This is a genomic window from Alteraurantiacibacter aestuarii (assembly GCF_039523595.1).
Taxonomy (GTDB): domain Bacteria; phylum Pseudomonadota; class Alphaproteobacteria; order Sphingomonadales; family Sphingomonadaceae; genus Alteraurantiacibacter; species Alteraurantiacibacter aestuarii.
On the sequence record NZ_BAAAFP010000002.1, the window covers coordinates 1,362,740 to 1,380,077 of the forward strand.

At 62.2% G+C, this 17,338-nt stretch carries 18 protein-coding genes; 10 read left to right on the plus strand and 8 right to left on the minus strand.

All coding sequences use genetic code 11. From position 1 onward, the window contains the following. Positions 1-70: 70 nt before the first annotated feature. Positions 71-1,993 carry a molecular chaperone DnaK gene (gene dnaK / locus ABDZ98_RS10175; RefSeq protein ID WP_343807227.1) on the minus strand — a complete coding sequence of 641 codons (1,923 nt, stop codon included), beginning with the start codon at positions 1,991-1,993 and terminating at the stop codon, positions 71-73. A gap of 201 nt (positions 1,994-2,194) precedes the next feature. Between dnaK and ABDZ98_RS10180 the strand changes: the two genes are divergently transcribed. Genes ABDZ98_RS10180 through ABDZ98_RS10190 form a run of 3 tightly spaced genes read left to right on the plus strand, consistent with a single transcriptional unit; the run spans position 2,195 to position 3,888 of the window. Continuing rightward, the gene (locus ABDZ98_RS10180) at positions 2,195-2,677 is read left to right on the plus strand and encodes a copper chaperone PCu(A)C (RefSeq protein WP_343807230.1); all 483 of its coding nucleotides are present in this window, start codon (positions 2,195-2,197) and stop codon (positions 2,675-2,677) included. Between the two features lie 11 nt (positions 2,678-2,688). After that, positions 2,689-3,192: a vgr related protein gene (locus ABDZ98_RS10185; RefSeq protein WP_343807233.1), complete on the plus strand. Its 504-nt coding sequence runs from the start codon at positions 2,689-2,691 to the stop codon at positions 3,190-3,192. 3 nt (positions 3,193-3,195) lie between these two features. Next, positions 3,196-3,888 (plus strand): cysteine hydrolase family protein, encoded by a 693-nt coding sequence (locus tag ABDZ98_RS10190; RefSeq protein WP_343807236.1) that lies wholly within the window; start codon positions 3,196-3,198, stop codon positions 3,886-3,888. Here the strand turns inward: ABDZ98_RS10190 and grpE are convergent, their stop codons facing one another. Continuing rightward, on the minus strand, positions 3,889-4,503 hold the full coding sequence (gene grpE, locus ABDZ98_RS10195; RefSeq protein ID WP_343807239.1) for a nucleotide exchange factor GrpE: 615 nt from the start codon (positions 4,501-4,503) through the stop codon (positions 3,889-3,891). 11 nt (positions 4,504-4,514) lie between these two features. After that, entirely contained in the window at positions 4,515-5,558 is a 1,044-nt protein-coding gene (hrcA, locus tag ABDZ98_RS10200; protein ID WP_343807242.1) for a heat-inducible transcriptional repressor HrcA, read from the minus strand. A 75-nt stretch (positions 5,559-5,633) separates the two neighbouring features. On the opposite strand from hrcA, the gene rph reads away from it, so the two are divergent. The 4 genes from rph to ABDZ98_RS10220 are packed head-to-tail and all read left to right on the plus strand — an operon-like array spanning position 5,634 to position 9,043. Further along, positions 5,634-6,347: a ribonuclease PH gene (gene rph / locus ABDZ98_RS10205; RefSeq protein ID WP_343807245.1), complete on the plus strand. Its 714-nt coding sequence runs from the start codon at positions 5,634-5,636 to the stop codon at positions 6,345-6,347. Positions 6,348-6,359: 12 nt separating this feature from the next. Next, positions 6,360-6,989, plus strand: a complete 630-nt coding sequence (gene rdgB, locus ABDZ98_RS10210) for an RdgB/HAM1 family non-canonical purine NTP pyrophosphatase (protein ID WP_343807248.1) — start codon at positions 6,360-6,362, stop codon at positions 6,987-6,989. A gap of 9 nt (positions 6,990-6,998) precedes the next feature. Further along, on the plus strand, positions 6,999-8,150 hold the full coding sequence (hemW, locus tag ABDZ98_RS10215; RefSeq protein WP_343807251.1) for a radical SAM family heme chaperone HemW: 1,152 nt from the start codon (positions 6,999-7,001) through the stop codon (positions 8,148-8,150). Then, positions 8,147-9,043: a tyrosine recombinase XerC gene (locus tag ABDZ98_RS10220; protein ID WP_343807254.1), complete on the plus strand. Its 897-nt coding sequence runs from the start codon at positions 8,147-8,149 to the stop codon at positions 9,041-9,043. Before hemW ends, ABDZ98_RS10220 begins: the two co-directional genes overlap by 4 nt. Here ABDZ98_RS10220 and ABDZ98_RS10225 read toward each other — a convergent pair. The 4 genes from ABDZ98_RS10225 to rsmI are packed head-to-tail and all read right to left on the minus strand — an operon-like array spanning position 9,040 to position 11,942. Further along, entirely contained in the window at positions 9,040-9,708 is a 669-nt protein-coding gene (locus tag ABDZ98_RS10225; RefSeq protein ID WP_343807257.1) for a DedA family protein, read from the minus strand. The genes ABDZ98_RS10220 and ABDZ98_RS10225 overlap by 4 nt on opposite strands. 60 nt (positions 9,709-9,768) lie before the next feature. Beyond that, positions 9,769-10,737 (minus strand): glutathione synthase, encoded by a 969-nt coding sequence (gshB, locus tag ABDZ98_RS10230; RefSeq protein WP_343807260.1) that lies wholly within the window; start codon positions 10,735-10,737, stop codon positions 9,769-9,771. 9 nt (positions 10,738-10,746) lie between these two features. Beyond that, positions 10,747-11,097 carry a YraN family protein gene (locus ABDZ98_RS10235; protein ID WP_343807263.1) on the minus strand — a complete coding sequence of 117 codons (351 nt, stop codon included), beginning with the start codon at positions 11,095-11,097 and terminating at the stop codon, positions 10,747-10,749. After that, positions 11,094-11,942 carry a 16S rRNA (cytidine(1402)-2'-O)-methyltransferase gene (gene rsmI / locus ABDZ98_RS10240; RefSeq protein ID WP_343807266.1) on the minus strand — a complete coding sequence of 283 codons (849 nt, stop codon included), beginning with the start codon at positions 11,940-11,942 and terminating at the stop codon, positions 11,094-11,096. Before rsmI ends, ABDZ98_RS10235 begins: the two co-directional genes overlap by 4 nt. Before the next feature lie 38 nt (positions 11,943-11,980). Between rsmI and ABDZ98_RS10245 the strand changes: the two genes are divergently transcribed. The 3 genes from ABDZ98_RS10245 (at position 11,981) to ABDZ98_RS10255 (ending at position 16,605) form a co-directional block, all read left to right on the plus strand. Next, positions 11,981-13,138: a penicillin-binding protein activator gene (locus ABDZ98_RS10245; RefSeq protein ID WP_343807269.1), complete on the plus strand. Its 1,158-nt coding sequence runs from the start codon at positions 11,981-11,983 to the stop codon at positions 13,136-13,138. A gap of 61 nt (positions 13,139-13,199) precedes the next feature. Beyond that, complete coding sequence (parE, locus tag ABDZ98_RS10250; RefSeq protein WP_343807272.1) at positions 13,200-15,176, plus strand: DNA topoisomerase IV subunit B; 1,977 nt, start codon at positions 13,200-13,202, stop codon at positions 15,174-15,176. 145 nt (positions 15,177-15,321) lie between these two features. Beyond that, positions 15,322-16,605: a serine hydrolase gene (locus ABDZ98_RS10255; protein WP_343807275.1), complete on the plus strand. Its 1,284-nt coding sequence runs from the start codon at positions 15,322-15,324 to the stop codon at positions 16,603-16,605. On the opposite strand, the gene ABDZ98_RS10260 is transcribed toward ABDZ98_RS10255, so the two are convergent. Continuing rightward, entirely contained in the window at positions 16,602-17,327 is a 726-nt protein-coding gene (locus ABDZ98_RS10260; RefSeq protein ID WP_343807278.1) for a glutathione S-transferase family protein, read from the minus strand. The genes ABDZ98_RS10255 and ABDZ98_RS10260 overlap by 4 nt on opposite strands. Positions 17,328-17,338 lie beyond the last annotated feature (11 nt).

The following is a 17,338-nucleotide window of genomic DNA, read 5'->3' on the forward strand; positions in this document are numbered from 1 at the left end:
ATGAAATCACGATGAGATCACTGCGCACCGATGGCGGTCTTGTTTTGCATCAAGCAATCAGTCCCAACGATCAGGACTTGTTGTCTTCATCCACCTCGGAGAATTCGGCGTCGACCACCTCTTCCTCATCAGCTGGAGCTTCTGAAGCGCCTGCGCCGGCATCGGCACCGGCAGCCTGATCCTTTTCATAGATCTGCTGGCCCATCTTCATGGCCGCTTCGGTCAGGGCCTGCGCCTTGGCGTTGATGCTGTCTGCATCGTCGCCTTCCAGCGCGGTCTTGACCTCGGCAATGGCGGCTTCGACGGCGGACTTGGTATCCGCGTCCACCTTGTCGCCATTTTCTTCCAGCTGCTTTTCGGTCGCGTGGACAAGACTGTCAGCCTGATTGCGCGCCTCGGCAGAGGCACGGCGCTTCTTGTCTTCCTCGGCAAACTTTTCGGCATCCTGCACCATCTGATCGATGTCGGAATCCGACAGGCCGCCAGAGGCCTGAATGCGGATCTGCTGTTCCTTGCCGGTGCCCTTGTCCTTGGCGGACACGTTGACGAGGCCGTTGGCATCGATGTCGAACGTGACTTCGATCTGCGGCACGCCGCGCGGGGCGGAAGGAATGCCGACCAGATCGAACTGGCCGAGCAGCTTGTTGTCCGCCGCCATTTCACGCTCACCCTGGAACACGCGGATGGTCACTGCCTGCTGATTGTCTTCAGCAGTGGAGTAGGTCTGCGTCTTCTTGGTGGGGATGGTGGTGTTGCGATCGATCATGCGGGTGAACACGCCGCCCAGCGTCTCGATACCCAGCGAAAGCGGGGTCACGTCGAGCAGCAGCACGTCCTTCACGTCGCCCTGCAGCACGCCTGCCTGAATGGCGGCGCCCATGGCGACCACTTCATCCGGGTTCACGCCGGTGTGCGGCTTGGAGCCGAAGAACTTTTCAACCACTTCACGCACGCGGGGCATGCGGGTCATGCCGCCGACAAGGATGACCTCGTCGATCTGGTCCTTGGTCACGCCGGCATCGGCCAGAGCCTTCTTGCACGGCTCCAGCGTACGCTGGATCAGCTTGTCGACCATCTTTTCCAGATCGGCGCGGCTGATCGTTTCCACCAGGTGCAACGGAGTGGACGAGCCACCTTCCATGCGCGCGGTGATGAACGGCAGGTTGACCTCGGTCGTCTGCGAACTGGACAGTTCAATCTTGGCCTTCTCGGCAGCTTCCTTGAGCCGCTGGAGAGCCAGCTTGTCTGTCTTGAGGTCCATGTTCTCCTTCTTCTGGAACTGCTGCGCCAGATATTCGACGACTGCGCCGTCAAAATCTTCGCCGCCCAGGAAGGTATCGCCATTGGTGGACTTCACTTCGAACACACCGTCGCCGATTTCCAGCACGGACACGTCGAAAGTACCGCCGCCAAGGTCATAGACGGCGATGGTCTTGCCTTCGTCCTTGTCCATGCCATAGGCCAGCGCTGCCGCGGTCGGTTCGTTGATGATGCGCAGCACTTCAAGACCGGCGATCTGGCCGGCATCCTTGGTTGCCTGGCGCTGCGCGTCGTTGAAGTATGCAGGAACGGTGATGACCGCCTGTGTCACGGTCTCACCCAGATAGCTCTCGGCGGTTTCCTTCATCTTCTGCAGGATGAAGGCGGACACCTGGCTGGGCGAATAATCCTCGCCGCCGGCCTTGACCCATGCGTCACCGTTCTTGCCCTTGACGATCTCGTAAGGGACCAGATCCATGTCCTTCTTGGTCATGGGATCATCAAAACGGCGGCCGATCAGGCGCTTGATGGCGAACAGCGTATTGTCCGGATTGGTCACTGCCTGGCGCTTTGCCGGCTGACCGATCAGACGCTCGCCATCCTTGGTGAATGCGACGATGGAGGGCGTGGTTCGCGCACCTTCCGAATTTTCGATGACCTTCGGCTTGCCGCCGTCCATAACTGCGACACACGAATTGGTGGTGCCAAGGTCGATACCGATTACTTTGCTCATGGATTCCCCACTCTTTCCTTACATTTGACGCCGCGCCTAGGCTTCCCGTTCAAACGGCAAAACCGGTTGGCGGCTCTTGAACAAACTGATGTTTCGCAGCTGGATATAGGAGGGGTTTTTCAGGGAACAAGGGACAAGGGTGCACTTGGCAATACCGCCGCTTGGGCATAGAAGCCTGAGCGTAATCTGGAGAGGTATTTCATGAGAAAAGCAATTCTCGCCGCAATGGCATCGGCCGTGCTCGCAATGGGCATAGCTGCCTGTTCCAGTGAACCCGAAGCGCCCGCTGACGTTGCGCCCGAAGGGCCGGAGGGTATTTCGGTGAGCGATGGCCGCATGAACCTGCCCGCCGTGGCCGGCAATCCGGCAGCGGTCTATTTCACCGTCACCAATGACAGTGACCGTGACCAGATGATCCGCTCTGCCAGTGTGCTGGGCAGCGAAAGCGCCGTGCTCCACACCGTGACCCCGTACGACGGGCGGATGGACATGCAGGAAATGACGCAACTGTCCGTACCCGCCGGGGAAAGCCTGGAATTCAAGCCGGGCGAACTGCATGTGATGGCGATGAATGTGGATGAAAACCTGAAGGTGGGCGACAATATCGAAGTCACGCTCACTTTCGTGGGCGGTGACAAGATCAGCTTCCCCGTCACCATTCGCGCACCGGGTGACGACAGCTGAGTGAGACGCAAGTGAGCGACCAGCGCGCCACCTGCCCGATTGGCGGGGAGCGCCCGCTCACCAGCGGCGAAGTGGCGCTGGCGCACAGTGTTTTCGGCACCGCCATCGATTACGCCAAAGTCACGATCAGGCGCCGCAAGTTCTTCCCGTTCCATCCGCGCAAGGTGACAATGGCCCCGCGCGGGCATCTGCATTTCCACCCCGCCGGGACCAGCTATTGCGATGATTTCGCCGCCTCCTCGCTCAGCCTGCAGGCGCATTTCATCCATGAGATGACGCATGTGTGGCAAACCCAGACGCGCGGCGAATGGTATCTGATGCTGCGCCGCCACCCGTGGTGCAGCTATGACTACAGCCTCAAGCCTGGCTGGTCGCTGGTCCGTTACGGGATTGAGCAACAGGCCGAGATCGTGCGCCACGCCTTCCTGCTGCGGAACGGGGTCCCGATTGCCGGAGCGCCCGAGCTGGCGCAATATCGCTCCATTCTTCCATTTGCGCCTTTCAGGGAGGGCTGACCCATGCCGCACGCTGTAGACCATGATGCCATTCTGGACCGGCTGGCCGCTGCGCGCGGCGGTGTGCGTAACGTGTTCGATACCATCGATCCGCGCCGCACCGCTCATCTGGTGGTCGATATGCAATATGGCTTCATGGAGGAAGGCGCACCGGTGGAGGTTCCGGCAGCGCGCGGGATCGTGGAGCAGATCAACACCATCAGTCGCGCCGTTCGCGATGCGGGCGGGATCAATATCTTCCTGCGCTACACCACGCCCGAAGACTGGGACCGGTCATGGACCGTGTTCATGCAGCGCATGGGCACCAGCGCGGCCCAGCACCGGGAAGCATTCACGCCCGGCGCGCATTACCACGATCTGTGGGACGGTCTCGACATCGGTGATCAGGACCTGATTGTCGACAAGCATCGATTCAGCGGTTTTACCCATGGAACCAGCGGCCTTGAAAACGTGTTGCAAGCGCGCGGGATCGATACGGTGATCATCAGCGGCACGCTTACCAATTGCTGCTGCGAAAGCACCGCCCGCGATGCCATGCAGCACAATTACAGGGTCATCATGGCTACCGATGCCAATGCTGCACTGACTGACGAGGAACATGCAGCCACGCTGCACATCCTCGCCATGGTGTTTGCCGATCTGCGATCGAGTGACGAGCTTGTCACCATGATCGGACAGGCCAGCCAGGCCACCTGATCAGTCCGGCTTCTTCGACACGGCCACCATTGCCGGGCGCAGCAGGCGATCCTTGATCATGTAGCCGGGCTGCATTTCCTGCACCACCGTGCCGGGTTCCACCTCGTTTGAGGGAATTTCCATCATCGCCTGATGCTGGTTGGGATCGAGCGGCAGGCCCTTGGATGCAATACGGGTGATGCCGTGCTGGCCAAACACCTTGTCCAGCTCACGCTGGGTCGCCTCGATACCGGCAACCAGACCCTCCAGCTTGCTGTGTTCGCGCATGTCTTCGGGCACGGCGTCCAGCGCGCGGGTCAGATTGTCAGCAACCGACAGGATATCGCGGGCAAAGCCGGTTGCGGCATAGGCGCGCGCATCGGCAATGTCCTTCTCCAGCCGGCGACGCACGTTCTGCGTATCGGCCTTGGCGTAAAGGACCTGTTGCCTGGCTTCTTCCAGCTCTGCGCGCAGGGCTTCGACTACACTTTCGCCTGTGTTTTCGCCTGTGTTTTCGCCTGTGTCCTGATCGCCGTCATCGTCGCTGTCATCGCCGCCATTGTCGAGGAACTGCTCAGGCACGCCTGCCAGTTCCTTTTCGATTTCGGTGTCCTGCTTCTTGTCGTTATCGCTCATTTTTTATCCGGTCAGCCTATTCTCTTGCCCAGGGATCGGGCCGTAAAATCCACCATTGGAACCACTCGCGCATAATTCAAGCGCGTTGGGCCGATTACACCCAGTACGCCAACCACCCTGCCCTCGCGGTCGCGATAGGGGGCGGCGATTACCGAGGAACCTGACAGCGCAAATAGGCGGTTTTCCGCGCCGATAAAGATGCGCATGGCATCCGCCACCCTCGCGCTGTCCAGTAGTTCGGCAACCGACTGCTTGTTTTCAAGGTCATCGATCAGCGATCTGATGCGTTCGATGTCCCCCATGGCGTTTTCATCGAGGAGGTTGGCCTGCCCGCGCACGATCAGCACCTTGCGCCGTGCGGCGTCTTCGCTCCATGTCACCAGCCCGCGCGTGACCAGGTCCTGGCTCGCCTCGTCCAGCGCGCTGCGGCCGGATTTGATTTCCTGTTCGATCGCCCTGGATGCTTCGCCCAGAGTCCTGCCCGCAAGGCGCGCTGTGATATAATTGCTCGCCTGCTGGAGCGAGGACGTGCTCACCCCGTTGGGCAGGTCGAGCAGGCGGTTCTCGATCGTGCCGTCTTCTCCCACCAGCACCACCAGTGCGCGCCTGGCGTCCAGCGGGACGATGTTCATCTGCGCCACGCGCGGTTCGCGCTGCGGGACCATCACCATGCCTGCCGCGCCGGAAAGGTCGGACAGGATCGCGCTGGTCGTCTCCAGCGCCTGCTCGATCGGGCCGGGCTGCGACAGCTGCGCCTCAATCGCGGCGCGCTCCTCCCGCGTGGGTTCGGCCGCCTGCATCATGCCATCGACAAACAGCCGCAGGCCAACTTCGGTGGGCATACGGCCTGCGCTGGTATGCGGCGCGGCCAGCAGGCCCAGCCGTTCCAGATCGCTGAGGACCGAGCGAATCGAGGCCGGCGACAGATTGATATCCCGCCGCAGCGCCAGCGATTTGGAGCCCACGGGCTGTCCGCTGGACAGATAATCCTCCACCACAAGGCGGAAAATCTCGCGTGCACGGTCGGTCAGTTCGGTTACAGGTGGGGAAGCCATGACAGCAGCCTATCTAGGCGCTAGGGCGGCGCACGCAACATATACGCCCAGATAACCACCAATACGGAGAATTCCATGCGACCTTCCGGCCGTGCACCAGACGAAATGCGCGAAATCGAGATCCACACCGGATATACCAAACATGCCGAAGGCTCCTGCCTGATCGGCTTTGGCGATACGCGCGTGCTGGTGACCGCCAGCGTTGAAGAACGCATTCCGCCATGGCTGCGCGGCAAGGGAGAAGGCTGGGTCACGGGTGAGTATTCCATGCTCCCGCGCGCCACCCATACGCGCGGATCGCGTGAAGCGGCCAAGGGCAAGCAGAGCGGCCGGACGCAGGAAATTCAGCGCCTGATCGGCCGGTCCCTGCGCGCCGTGTGCGACATGAAGAAGCTGGGCGAGCGCCAGATCACTATCGATTGCGACGTCATTCAGGCCGACGGCGGCACCCGCACCGCGTCCATCTCCGGCGCATGGGTGGCCTTGCGGCTGGCCGTGAACGAACTGATGAAGTCCGGCGCGATCAAGGAAGACCCGATCACCGCCAAGATCGCCGCCATTTCCTGCGGCATCTATCAGGGCAATCCGGTGCTCGATCTCGATTATATCGAGGACAGCGGCGCCGATGCCGATGCCAATTTCGTGCTGATCGAAGGTGGCCAGATCGCTGAAGTGCAGGCCACGGCGGAAGGCGCCACTTATGACGAGGAAGGCCTGCTGCGCCTGCTGCGTCTTGCCCGCATCGGTTGCGACAATATCTACGCGGCGCAGGATAAAGCCGTAAGCTAAGTGGGTTGAGAAATGACTCGGAAACTCGGTTCAGGAAGACTGGTGATTGCCACGCATAATGCGGGCAAGCTCAAGGAAATCGGCAAATTGCTGGAGCCTTACGGGCTGGACTGCATATCTGCCGGTTCACTCGGCCTTCCTGAGCCGCCCGAGACGGGAAAGACCTTCATCGAAAACGCGCTGATCAAGGCGCGCGCCGCGGCACAGGCTTCGGGGATGGTCGCGCTGGCGGATGACAGCGGTCTGTCGGTTGCCGCGCTGGACGGCAGGCCCGGTGTCTACACCGCCGACTGGGCGGAGCGGCAATGGTTCGAAGGCGAACCGGGCCGCGACTGGTACATGGCCATGGGCAAGGTTGAGGGCATGTTGCAGGAAAAGGGCGCAGATATCGCCCGCGATGCGTGGTTCTCCTGCGTGCTCGCCCTCGCCTGGCCCGATGGCGGACATGCTGTTTACGAAGGCCGGGTTGACGGATCGCTCACCTGGCCGCCGCGCGGAACAATGGGCTTCGGCTATGATCCGGTGTTCGTGCCCGCGGGCGACACGCGCACATTTGCGGAGCTTGATCCGGCACAGAAGCACGCCATCAGCCACCGGGCCGATGCCTTTGCAAAGCTGGTGAAAGACCAGTTCGGCGTCTAGAACCGGCGCATGGCCCGCGCGCTTTATATCCATTGGCCCTTCTGCCTCGCCAAATGCCCCTATTGCGATTTCAACTCGCATGTGCGGGACAGTGTGGACGTGGCGCGCTGGCAGGCGGCCTTGCTGGCCGATATGCGGATAGAGGCTGACATCGCCGGGTCGGAGCCGCTGGAATCGATCTTTTTCGGCGGCGGAACGCCATCGCTGATGCCGCCATCGCTGGTCGAAGCGTTGCTGCGCGAGGCGGAGCGACTGTGGGGCTTTGCGCCCGGTATAGAGATTACGCTGGAGGCCAATCCATCATCGGTGGAGGCAGACAAGTTTGCCGATCTGGCGCTGGCGGGGATCAACCGCGTCTCGCTCGGCCTGCAATCGCTCGATGACGAAAAACTGCGGTTTCTGGGCCGGTTGCACAATGCGCAGGAGGGGCTGAACGCGCTGGAAGTGGCGCAGAAGGCGTTTGAGCGCGTCAGTTTTGACCTGATCTATGCCCTGCCCGGCCAGACCCCGGACCAATGGCAGCAGCAGCTTGGGCGCGCGCTGTCATTCGGCACCGGCCACCTCTCACTTTACCAGCTGACGATAGAGCCGGGCACGCGCTTTGCCAGCATGGTCCGGCGCGGCGAATTCGATCCGCTGGATGACGATGCGGCGGCGGACCTGTTCGCCATGACGCAGGATATGACGTCGGCCGCCGACCTGCCCTCCTATGAAATCAGCAACCACGCGCGCGCCGGTGAGGAAAGCCGCCACAACCTCACCTACTGGCGCTATCAGGATTATGTCGGGATCGGCCCCGGCGCACATGGCAGGCGCGGCGGCATGGCCACGCAGCGGCACAAGAAGCCGGAAAACTGGCTGGCGGCGGTGGAAGATCGCGGTTCCGGCTGTCAGCTGGAAAATCCCGTCACCGCCAACGATCAGGCGACAGAGGCGCTGCTGATGGGCCTGCGCCTGCGTGAGGGGCTGGACCTGGGCAAGCTTTCCGCTCGCCTGTCCATTGCCGAGGGCGACCTTGTGGACGGCGCTGCTGTGGACAGGCTGATCGCACTGGGCTTCGCATGGCGGCAAGGCAGCCTGATCGGCATTACGCCGCAGGGAATGCCGCTGCTCGACGCGCTGCTGCCACGGATCGTGCCTGATGCGCTGGTGGCGGCATGAGCAAGGCCGATCTGCTGGAGCAATGGCGCGATCATCTTGCCAATGCCCGGCGGCGGTCCGACCATACGGTGCGCGCCTATCTCTCCGCCGCGAACAGGCTGCTGGATGCGACCGGTGCGCAGGACTGGCAGAGCCTCGCCCGGCTGAAGGCTCCGGCATTGCGCCTGCATCTGGCCAACAGGCGGGCGGAGGGGCTGTCCAATGTCTCGGCGGCGCGTGAGTTGTCGGCGCTCAAGAACTTTCTCGCCTTTGCGCGCGAGCAGGTGGGCGCGGAAGATGCCAGTGCGCCGCGCCTGCGGGGGCCGCGCGTCAAGAAGGGCCTGCCCCGCCCTGTCTCACCCGACGATGCGTCCAACATGGCCGATCTGGTGGAGGCAAGCGCCAAGGAAGGCTGGATCGGCGCGCGCGACCGGGCGGTGCTGCTGCTGATGTATGGTGCCGGGCTGCGCATTGCCGAGGCGCTGTCGATCAAGGGTTCGGACCTGCCGCTGGGCGAAACACTGCGTGTCACCGGCAAGGGCGGCAAGCAGCGCGTAGTCCCATTGATTCCCATCGTGCGCGAAAGCGTGGCGCAATATGCCGAGGCCTGTCCGTGGCCGATGGTCCCCGACCAGCCGCTGTTTCGCGGTCAGAAGGGTGGCACGCTGAGTCAGGGCATGGTGCAAAAGGCAATGGCCCGCGCCCGGATCGCGCTGGGCCTGCCGTCCACTGCCACGCCGCACGCGCTTCGCCATTCCTTCGCCACGCACCTTCTGGGCGCGGGCGCTGATCTGCGCAGCCTGCAGGAATTGCTGGGCCATGCCAGCCTCGGCTCCACGCAGATCTATACAAAGGTCGATGCGGCCACTCTGCTGGACAGCTATCGCAATGCCCATCCGCGCGAGAAGGATTAAGCCCCGCCGCCGTCTCCGGCACCTTCTCCGCTGCTTCCCTCGCCTGCGCCTTGCTTCTCAACCACGCTTTTGCGCGGTGACCAGCGAAGCACCCGCCAGATATATCCAGCCAGTCCCACGCCGATGATCCCCAGGATGATCAGCGACAGCATGTGCTGCGAATCCTGGAAATAATGGCCCAGCCATTCGCCGCCCTTGATCAGCAGCGCATTCCACACCAGCGATCCGGCAAAGGTGAAGATGAGGAATTTCATCCGCGGCATGTGCGCCAGCCCGGCGGGGAGCGAAATCAGCGTGCGGAAGAACGGCGAAACGCGCAGGATCAGCACCACCCAGTGGCCATGGCGCACGAAGAACAATTGCGCGTGGACGATGCTTTCCCAATCCACCGTCAGCCAGCGGCCCCACCGGTCCACGATCGGTTCCAGCCGTTCATAGCCCCAGCTGTCGCCGATCCAGTACCACATGTAATTGCCCACCATCGTGCCGCATGTGCCGATCAGCAGCAGCGGCCAGAACGCCATATCGCCGCGCTGGACCAGCAGCCCGCCGATGCCCATGATGACTTCGGATGGAATGGGCGGAATGACGTTTTCCAGCACCATCAGCAGGAAGATGCCAACGTAGCCCCCCTGCTCGATTGCCTCGATGATGAGCTTGTCCATAACCGCCTAACGAACAGCACGCGAAATGGTTCGCGACAACATGGTTAATGTAACTTCAACTTAGCCTGAAGATGACTTCATGGCGGCGTGGCGGCGCTCCAGCGCGTCCCAGATCATCCCTGGTGTATCAGTGCCGTTGAAAGCGTCGATGGCGACGATCCCGGTGGGCGATGTGACGTTGATCTCGGTCAGCCACTGGCCGCCGATCACGTCGATCCCCACGAACACCAGCCCCCTGCGCTTCAGTTCCGGTCCCATCGCCGCGCAGATTTCCTCTTCCTGCGGAGTCAATCCGGCAGCTTCGGCATAGCCGCCCTGCGCCAGGTTGGATCTGAACTCGCCCTCACCAGGCTTGCGGTTGATAGCCCCTGCATATTCGCCATCCACCAGCACGATGCGCTTGTCGCCCTGCGATACCTGCGGAAGGAATGGCTGAACCATGTGCGGCTCTGGCCAGGTCTGGTTGAACACTTCGATCAGGGCGGAAAGATTTGTTCCCTCTGCGTCGAGCTTGAAGATCGCCCTGCCGCCATTGCCGTGCAAAGGCTTGACCACCACCGCGCCATGTTGCTGCTGGAACGCCTGCACATCCTCCAGCCTGCGCGCGATCAGCGTGGGCGGCATGAAGCGCGCATAATCGAGCACGAACATCTTTTCCGGCGCATTGACCACTTCGCGCGGATCGTTGCTGACCAGCGTGGTGCCCTTCAGCCTGTCCAGCAGCAGGGCGGTGCTGATATAGCCGAGGTGAAACGGCGGATCCTGCCGCATCAGGATCACATCGATATCATCGCCCAGATCGATCTTGCGCAATTCGCCCGCGCTGAAATGATCGCCCAGCACGCGCTGCACCGTCACCGGCTTTGCCCATGCGGTTATGCGCCCGCAGTCATAGGCGATGGTGGTGACGTCATAATGCCACACCTGATGCCCGCGCGCCTGCGCCGCAAGCATCAGCGCGAAGCTGGAATCTCCAGCGATGTTGATGGTCTCCATCGGGTCCATCTGGACAGCTACGCGCAATGACATCGAATTTCCTCAAGGTTGCCAGGCATTGGTGATGTGGCGAGGGAAGCTGCCGGGTGCAAGCAGGATCACGTCCACGCGCAGGTCTTCGCCCTGTGTGGCGTATTTATGGGCTACGCTGCCCGCTGCGGCAGCCACGCGGCGCAGGCGATATTCGTCGATGGCGAAATCCAGGTCTTCCTTCTTCGCTCGCCATTTGACCTCGACAAAGGCGATCAGCCCGCCGCGCCGCGCCACAAGGTCAATCTCTCCCACGGGGGTCTTCACACGGGTATCGATGATGGACCAGCCTTTCAGCCGCAGCCACGCCGCCGCCCTCGCCTCTCCCTGCCGTCCGCGCTGTTCGGCCTTCTGGCGCTTCATTGCCCGCGCAGTTCCAGCGCCCGGGCATAAAGCTCGCGCCGGTCCTGCCCACTCAGCTTCGCCACCTGAGCGGCGGCTTGCGAGGGTTTGTGATCGGCCAGCGCCTCCAGCAGCAGCGCATCGATATCCATGTCGCGCTGATCGACATCACCGGGCGGGCCGACCACCAGCACGATCTCTCCGCGTGGCGGATACGCGGTGTAATGGGCGATTAGCTCAGCCGGCAATGCGGTGCGGCATTCCTCATGCATCTTGGTCAGTTCGCGCGCCACGGCCACTTCGCGCCCCGGCAGCACATCGTTGATCGCCTCCAGCGACTTGATCAGCCGGGGGGCGGTCTCGAAGAAGATCAGCGTGGAGCGGATGCCCGCCAGCTCCTCCAGCATATCGCGCCGCGCCTTGTCCTTGGGCGGCAGGAAGCCGGCGAACAGGAAGCGGTCATTGGGCAGGCCCGATACCGCCAGTGCCAGCAGCGGCGCGCTCGCCCCCGGCAAGGCGGTGATGGTGATGCCCGCCTCGCGCGCATCGCGCACCAGCCGATAGCCGGGATCGGATACCAGCGGCATACCCGCATCGCTGACCAGCGCGATCGCCTGATGGTGCATGTTTTCGATCAGCCGCGCCCGGTCCTGCGACGATGCATGGTCGTCATGGCGCCACAAACGGGCCGAGAGGCCGAGCAGTTTCAGCAGTTTGCCGGTGACGCGCGTATCCTCGCAGGCGACCGCGTCACAGCGCGCCAGCACGTCCTTTGCCCGCAAAGTGATGTCGCCGAGATTGCCAATCGGGGTGGCGACTATATAGAGGCCGGGATCAAGTTTTTGTGGTTCGGATGCATCAGTCACGATTGCTCCATGAACCAGGTCGTGCGGAGGCAGCAAGCATGTTCGGCAATTTCAGGCGCGGTTTGGCTGTCGCGTTACTCTCCATTACGCTCGCGGCGTGTCAGGTCATTCCTGATGGCGGCGGGGTGCAGACCACCGCTCCGGTGGATACCACCACGCAGGTTCCGACCGATGTCGCCCTGCCGCAGGACGAAGGCCGCCACCGCGTGGCCCTGCTGGTGCCGCTGAGCGGTGCCAATGCAGACGTTGGCCAGTCGATTGCCAATGCCACCACCATGGCGCTGCTCGATACCAATGCGGAAAATCTGCGCATCACAACCTATGATACCGAAGCGGGTGCCGGGCGCGCCGCATCGCGCGCCATTGCCGATGGCAACCAGCTGATTCTGGGGCCGCTCCAGCGTGACAATGTCGCCGCCGTGCTGGCTCAGGCGCGCTCCGCCAACGTGCCGCTGATCACCTTTTCCAACGATATTTCGGTGGCCGAGCCCGATGTGTTCGTGATGGGCCATGTGCCTGAACAGTCGATCGACCGTACTGTCGCCTTTGCCATCAGCCAGGGTGCGCGCAACTTTGCCGCGCTGGTGCCCACCGGCGAATACGGCCAGCGCGCAGTGGCATCGTTGCAGCGCGCGGTCGATCGCGGCGGCGCCCGCCTGGTGGTGGCCGAAACCTTTGACCGTGGGAATACCTCCATCGTCTCTGCCGCTGCCCGGCTTGACCAGCGCGGCGGGTTTGACACCGTGCTGATCGCCGATGGTGCAAGGCTCGCCGCGATGGCCGCCAGCGAGCTGAAGGATGCCGGCGAAGTCCTGCCATCGATCATCGGCCCGGAATTGTGGAGCGGGGAAACCACGCTGACCCGCGCCGCTGCGATGGAAGGCGCATGGTTTTCCGCCGTTTCGGATCGCCGCTATCGCCAGTTCGTGACTGCTTACGAATCGCGCTTCGGCTCGCAGCCCTATCGCATTGCCACGCTGGGCTATGATGCGGTGCTGCTGACCTTGCGCGTGGCGCGGGACTGGCGGCCGGGGACCAGCTTCCCCACCGGCCAGATGCTCGATCCCGATGGCTTTATCGGGCTTGATGGCCCGCTGCGCTTCCGCAGCAACGGCATTGGGGAGCGGGCGATGGAAGTGCGCCAGGTCGACAATGGCGGTTTCTCCACCGTCGATCCGGCACCGACGCAGTTCTGACTGACGATAAGTTCCCCCGCGCCGCTTGTGGCCACGGATTCCGGGGGCCTATAGCAAGTTCATGAGCGACGATCTGTTTGACAAGATGCCCGCGTCCGGCGGCGACTATGATTCCTCCTCTATCGAGGTGCTGGAAGGGCTGGAGCCCGTGCGCCGCCGTCCCGGCATGTATATCGGCGGCACCGATGACCGCGCGCTGCATCACCTCGCCGCCGAAGTGCTCGACAACTCGATGGACGAAGCGGTGGCGGGCCATGCCAACCGCATCGAAATGATACTGGAAAAAGGCAACCGCCTGACCATTTCAGACAATGGCCGCGGCATGCCGATTGACGAGCATCCCAAGTTTCCCGGCAAGTCCACGCTGGAGGTCATCCTCACCACGCTGCATTCCGGCGGCAAGTTCTCCGGCAAGGCCTATGCCACGTCGGGCGGCCTGCACGGCGTGGGCGTCAGCGTGGTCAACGCGCTGTCATCGGACACGCGCGTGGAAGTGGCGCGCAACAAGGAAGTTTACGCGCAGAGCTTTTCGCGCGGGCTTGCTCTTGGGCAGATAGAGAAGATCGGCACCACCCCCAACCGCCGTGGCACCACCGTCAGTTTCACGCCCGATACGGAGATATTCGGCGACCGGCAGTTCAAGCCCGCGCGGCTGTTCAAGCTGGCCCGGTCCAAGGCCTATCTGTTTGCCGGTGTCGAAATCCGCTGGAAATGTGCTGAATCGCTGACCTCCGAGGATGTCCCGGCAGAAGCGGTTTTCCAGTTCCCCGGCGGCCTGTCCGACCATTTGCGCGAGCAGGTGGGCGAGCGTGAATGCGTGACCAGCGAGTTCTTCGCCGGCAGCCAGGACTTTCCCGATGATCAGGGCCGCGTGGAATGGGCGATTGCCTGGCCGCTGTGGTCCGACGGATCGACCAGCTGGTATTGCAACACCGTGCCCACCCCCGATGGCGGCACGCACGAACAGGGCCTGCGCGCCGCGCTGACCAAGGGCTTGCGCGGATTTGGGGAGCTGATCGGCCAGAAAAAGGCCAAGGAGCTTACCGCCGACGATGTGATGACCGGGTCGGAAATCATGCTCAGCGTGTTCATCCGCGATCCGCAATTCCAGAGCCAGACGAAGGACCGCCTGACGTCTCCCGAAGCCGCGCGCCTGGTTGAAAACGCCATGCGCGATCATTTCGACCATTTCCTGTCGGGCAATATGGAGCGTGGCCGCGCGCTGCTCGGCTCTGTCATGGAGCGGATGGATGAGCGCCTGCGCCGCAAGGCCGAGCGCGAGGTCAAGCGCAAGACCGCCACCAATGCCAAGAAGCTGCGCCTGCCCGGCAAGCTGACCGACTGTTCGGGTGAGACGGACGCCGAAACCGAGCTGTTCATTGTCGAGGGTGACAGCGCCGGCGGCAGTGCCAAGCAGGCGCGCAACCGCAAGACGCAGGCCATTCTGCCCATTCGCGGCAAGATCCTCAACGTCGCCAGCGCCACGGCGGACAAGATCCGCGCCAACAGCGAAATCGCCGATCTGGCGCTGGCGCTTGGCTGCGGCACGCGCAAGGATTGTGACCCCGAAGCGCTGCGCTATGACCGCATCGTCATCATGACCGATGCCGATGTCGACGGCGCGCATATTGCCACTTTGCTGATGACCTATTTCTTCCAGGAAATGTCGGAGATCGTGAAAAACGGCAATCTCTACCTGGCCCAGCCGCCGCTCTACCGCCTGACCTCTGGCAAGGAGAGCCGCTACGCCGCCGACGACGCGCACCGGGCGGAGCTGGAAGAGACCGTGTTCAAGGGCAAGAAGGTGGAAGTCGCGCGCTTCAAGGGTCTGGGGGAGATGAATCCCGGCCAATTGCGTGAAACCACTATGGACCCCAGGACCCGCAGCCTGATCCGCATTACCCTGCCCGCCGAACATGAGCAGCGCTTTGCGGTGAAGGAACTGGTCGACCAGCTGATGGGCCGCAACCCGGAGCACCGCTTCAATTTCATCCAGAACCGCGCGGGTGAGCTGGACCGGGATCTGATCGACGCATAAATTTTGCGCGTTCGGGTGATGAACCACCCGCTCCGATGACTACCCATGCATGGCAGTGGTTTCACGGCGGTGCTGCTTGCTATCATTTAGCCAATTGGCTAATAGATAGGCGCGCATTGGTCACTGGCCATCATGGGAGAGCTTCATGTTCCGCAAAATAATCCTGGCAATCGCGCTGGTGATCCTGCCTTCCACTGCCTCGGCACAGGATAATCCGGATGCCAATGCGGCGCGGCTTGAGCAGCGCGCGAGCGATGTCGTGGCAGCGCTAAACGAGGACCTTCCGCTGGCCGATGTGTTTGCGCCAAGCTTCCTGGCGCAGGTCCCCGAAGCGCAATTGCGCACCATGACCCAGCAGATGAACGGACAGTTCGGCGCGTTGCAGGGGGTGGAAAGCGTCACGCCCACCGGCACAACAGGCGGTGCGGAAATTGCCTTGCGTTTTGAAAGAATGATCGGGCACGGTCAGATGCAGCTGGAAAACTCCGAGCCGTTCAGAGTGGCCGGTCTGTTACTCAACAGGTTTGAGCCGGTGAACGCAGAAGGCCTGTCACCGGCGGAGCAACTGGCCGCATTGCCGGGCACCACCAACATGCTGCTTGCGCGGCTTGATGGAAGCGAGGTTCTGGCTGCGCACAATGCGGATCACCCGCTGGCGCTGGGTTCGGCCTTCAAGCTCTACGTCCTGTCCGCCCTCTCGCGCTCGATCGCTGCCGGAGAGCGCGATTGGGCCGATATTGTCGAACTGTCCGAGCGCAGCTTTCCCAGCGGGCAGCTTCAGGAATGGCCGCGCGGATCGCCCGTGACCCTGCACACGCTGGCCACCATGATGATCTCCATCAGCGACAACACCGCCACCGATCAACTGATCACCGTGCTCGGCCGCGATGCTGTGGAGGCCGAGCTGGTCGCATCGGGCAATTCCGATCCGGCGCTGTCCCTGCCCTTCATGAAGACCCGTGAGTTGTTCATGATGAAGCTGGTCGATGATGCCGCGTTGGAGCAGTATTCCTCCGCCGGTGCGGCTGAGAGGCTGGCGGTATTGCAGACGCTGGAAGGCCGGGATGCGCCCGTCAGCGATATCCAGAGAGTGTTCAGCGCAGGCCCGCGCTTCATCAATATAGAATGGTTTGCCAGTCCCCATGACATCGCCCGGATATTCGCCAGGCTGGCGGATGACGAGGTCGCGCTGGGTATCCTGGGCGTCAACAAGGGTATGGCGCAGGATAATTTTGCAGGCTGGGACTATGTCGGCTTCAAGGGCGGATCGGAGCCCGGCGTGCTCAACCTCAGCTGGCTGTTGCGCAGTCAGGCTGGTGAATTCTGGGTACTGACGCTGGGCTGGAACAATCCGGACGAGCCGGTTTCCGAACTGAACCTTATCGCCCTTGCACAGGCGATCCTCAGCGAAAACCGGCCCGAGAGCTAGAACTCGCGCGGGACGTTGGCGAACACGCGCTTCACGTTGGGCCGTTCGTTGATCTGTTCGATCCAGCGCATCAGATGCGGCGTGTCCTGCGTGTTCACCAGTTCCGCAAAGCCGAACTGCATGCCGTTGGCGATGGAAAAATTGCAGATATCGGCGAGTGAATAGACACCGCCAGCCAGCCATTCATTGTCCGCCAGATGATCGTCCAGCTTGCGCACGGAAACAGCGATCTTGCGCATTTCCTCATCCAGCAGATCCTTGGGGAAGCCGTCGCGCGCGCGGCGCCATTTCACCTGCTGTTCGGGCACGGGAATCTTCTTCACCACGTCCTCGAACTCGGCATCGGACAGCGATTTCACCATCTTGCTGACATGTCTTTCCCACCCGATGGTGGAGACGCACCAGCAGAAATATTCGTCCACCCATTTGGTCCAGATGCGCATCTGCGCCACATCGTATGGGTCCGCCGGACGCAGCTTTACCGCGGTGGGATGGGCATCTTCCAGATATTCGCAGATCACAGTGCTTTCGGTGATGATCCGGCCATTGTCCTCCAGCGCCGGGACCTGCCCGCGCGGATTGATGGCCTTGTACCAGTCCGAATGATGTTCAAACTTCGCCGGGTTGAGCAGCTTGTGCTCGAACTCCAGCTCCTTTTCATAAAGCGCAAGCATGGGCTTGAGCGAATTGGCGCCCGGTCCGAAGCTGTAATATCTGAGCATGGTCTCTCCCT

What these genes read in the sequence shown, in the direction of transcription:
- hrcA (WP_343807242.1), bottom strand. Translation starts at nt 5,558, where the DNA reads ATGGCTTCCCCACCTGTAACCGAACTGACCGACCGTGCACGCGAGATT.
- hemW (WP_343807251.1), top strand. Translation starts at nt 6,999, where the DNA reads ATGGCCCGCGCGCTTTATATCCATTGGCCCTTCTGCCTCGCCAAATGC.
- parE (WP_343807272.1), top strand. Translation starts at nt 13,200, where the DNA reads ATGAGCGACGATCTGTTTGACAAGATGCCCGCGTCCGGCGGCGACTAT.
- ABDZ98_RS10225 (WP_343807257.1), bottom strand. Translation starts at nt 9,708, where the DNA reads ATGGACAAGCTCATCATCGAGGCAATCGAGCAGGGGGGCTACGTTGGC.
- ABDZ98_RS10190 (WP_343807236.1), top strand. Translation starts at nt 3,196, where the DNA reads ATGCCGCACGCTGTAGACCATGATGCCATTCTGGACCGGCTGGCCGCT.
- rph (WP_343807245.1), top strand. Translation starts at nt 5,634, where the DNA reads ATGCGACCTTCCGGCCGTGCACCAGACGAAATGCGCGAAATCGAGATC.
- ABDZ98_RS10245 (WP_343807269.1), top strand. Translation starts at nt 11,981, where the DNA reads ATGTTCGGCAATTTCAGGCGCGGTTTGGCTGTCGCGTTACTCTCCATT.
- ABDZ98_RS10255 (WP_343807275.1), top strand. Translation starts at nt 15,322, where the DNA reads ATGTTCCGCAAAATAATCCTGGCAATCGCGCTGGTGATCCTGCCTTCC.
- ABDZ98_RS10180 (WP_343807230.1), top strand. Translation starts at nt 2,195, where the DNA reads ATGAGAAAAGCAATTCTCGCCGCAATGGCATCGGCCGTGCTCGCAATG.
- ABDZ98_RS10235 (WP_343807263.1), bottom strand. Translation starts at nt 11,097, where the DNA reads ATGAAGCGCCAGAAGGCCGAACAGCGCGGACGGCAGGGAGAGGCGAGG.
- gshB (WP_343807260.1), bottom strand. Translation starts at nt 10,737, where the DNA reads ATGTCATTGCGCGTAGCTGTCCAGATGGACCCGATGGAGACCATCAAC.
- ABDZ98_RS10260 (WP_343807278.1), bottom strand. Translation starts at nt 17,327, where the DNA reads ATGCTCAGATATTACAGCTTCGGACCGGGCGCCAATTCGCTCAAGCCC.
- grpE (WP_343807239.1), bottom strand. Translation starts at nt 4,503, where the DNA reads ATGAGCGATAACGACAAGAAGCAGGACACCGAAATCGAAAAGGAACTG.
- rdgB (WP_343807248.1), top strand. Translation starts at nt 6,360, where the DNA reads ATGACTCGGAAACTCGGTTCAGGAAGACTGGTGATTGCCACGCATAAT.
- ABDZ98_RS10220 (WP_343807254.1), top strand. Translation starts at nt 8,147, where the DNA reads ATGAGCAAGGCCGATCTGCTGGAGCAATGGCGCGATCATCTTGCCAAT.
- dnaK (WP_343807227.1), bottom strand. Translation starts at nt 1,993, where the DNA reads ATGAGCAAAGTAATCGGTATCGACCTTGGCACCACCAATTCGTGTGTC.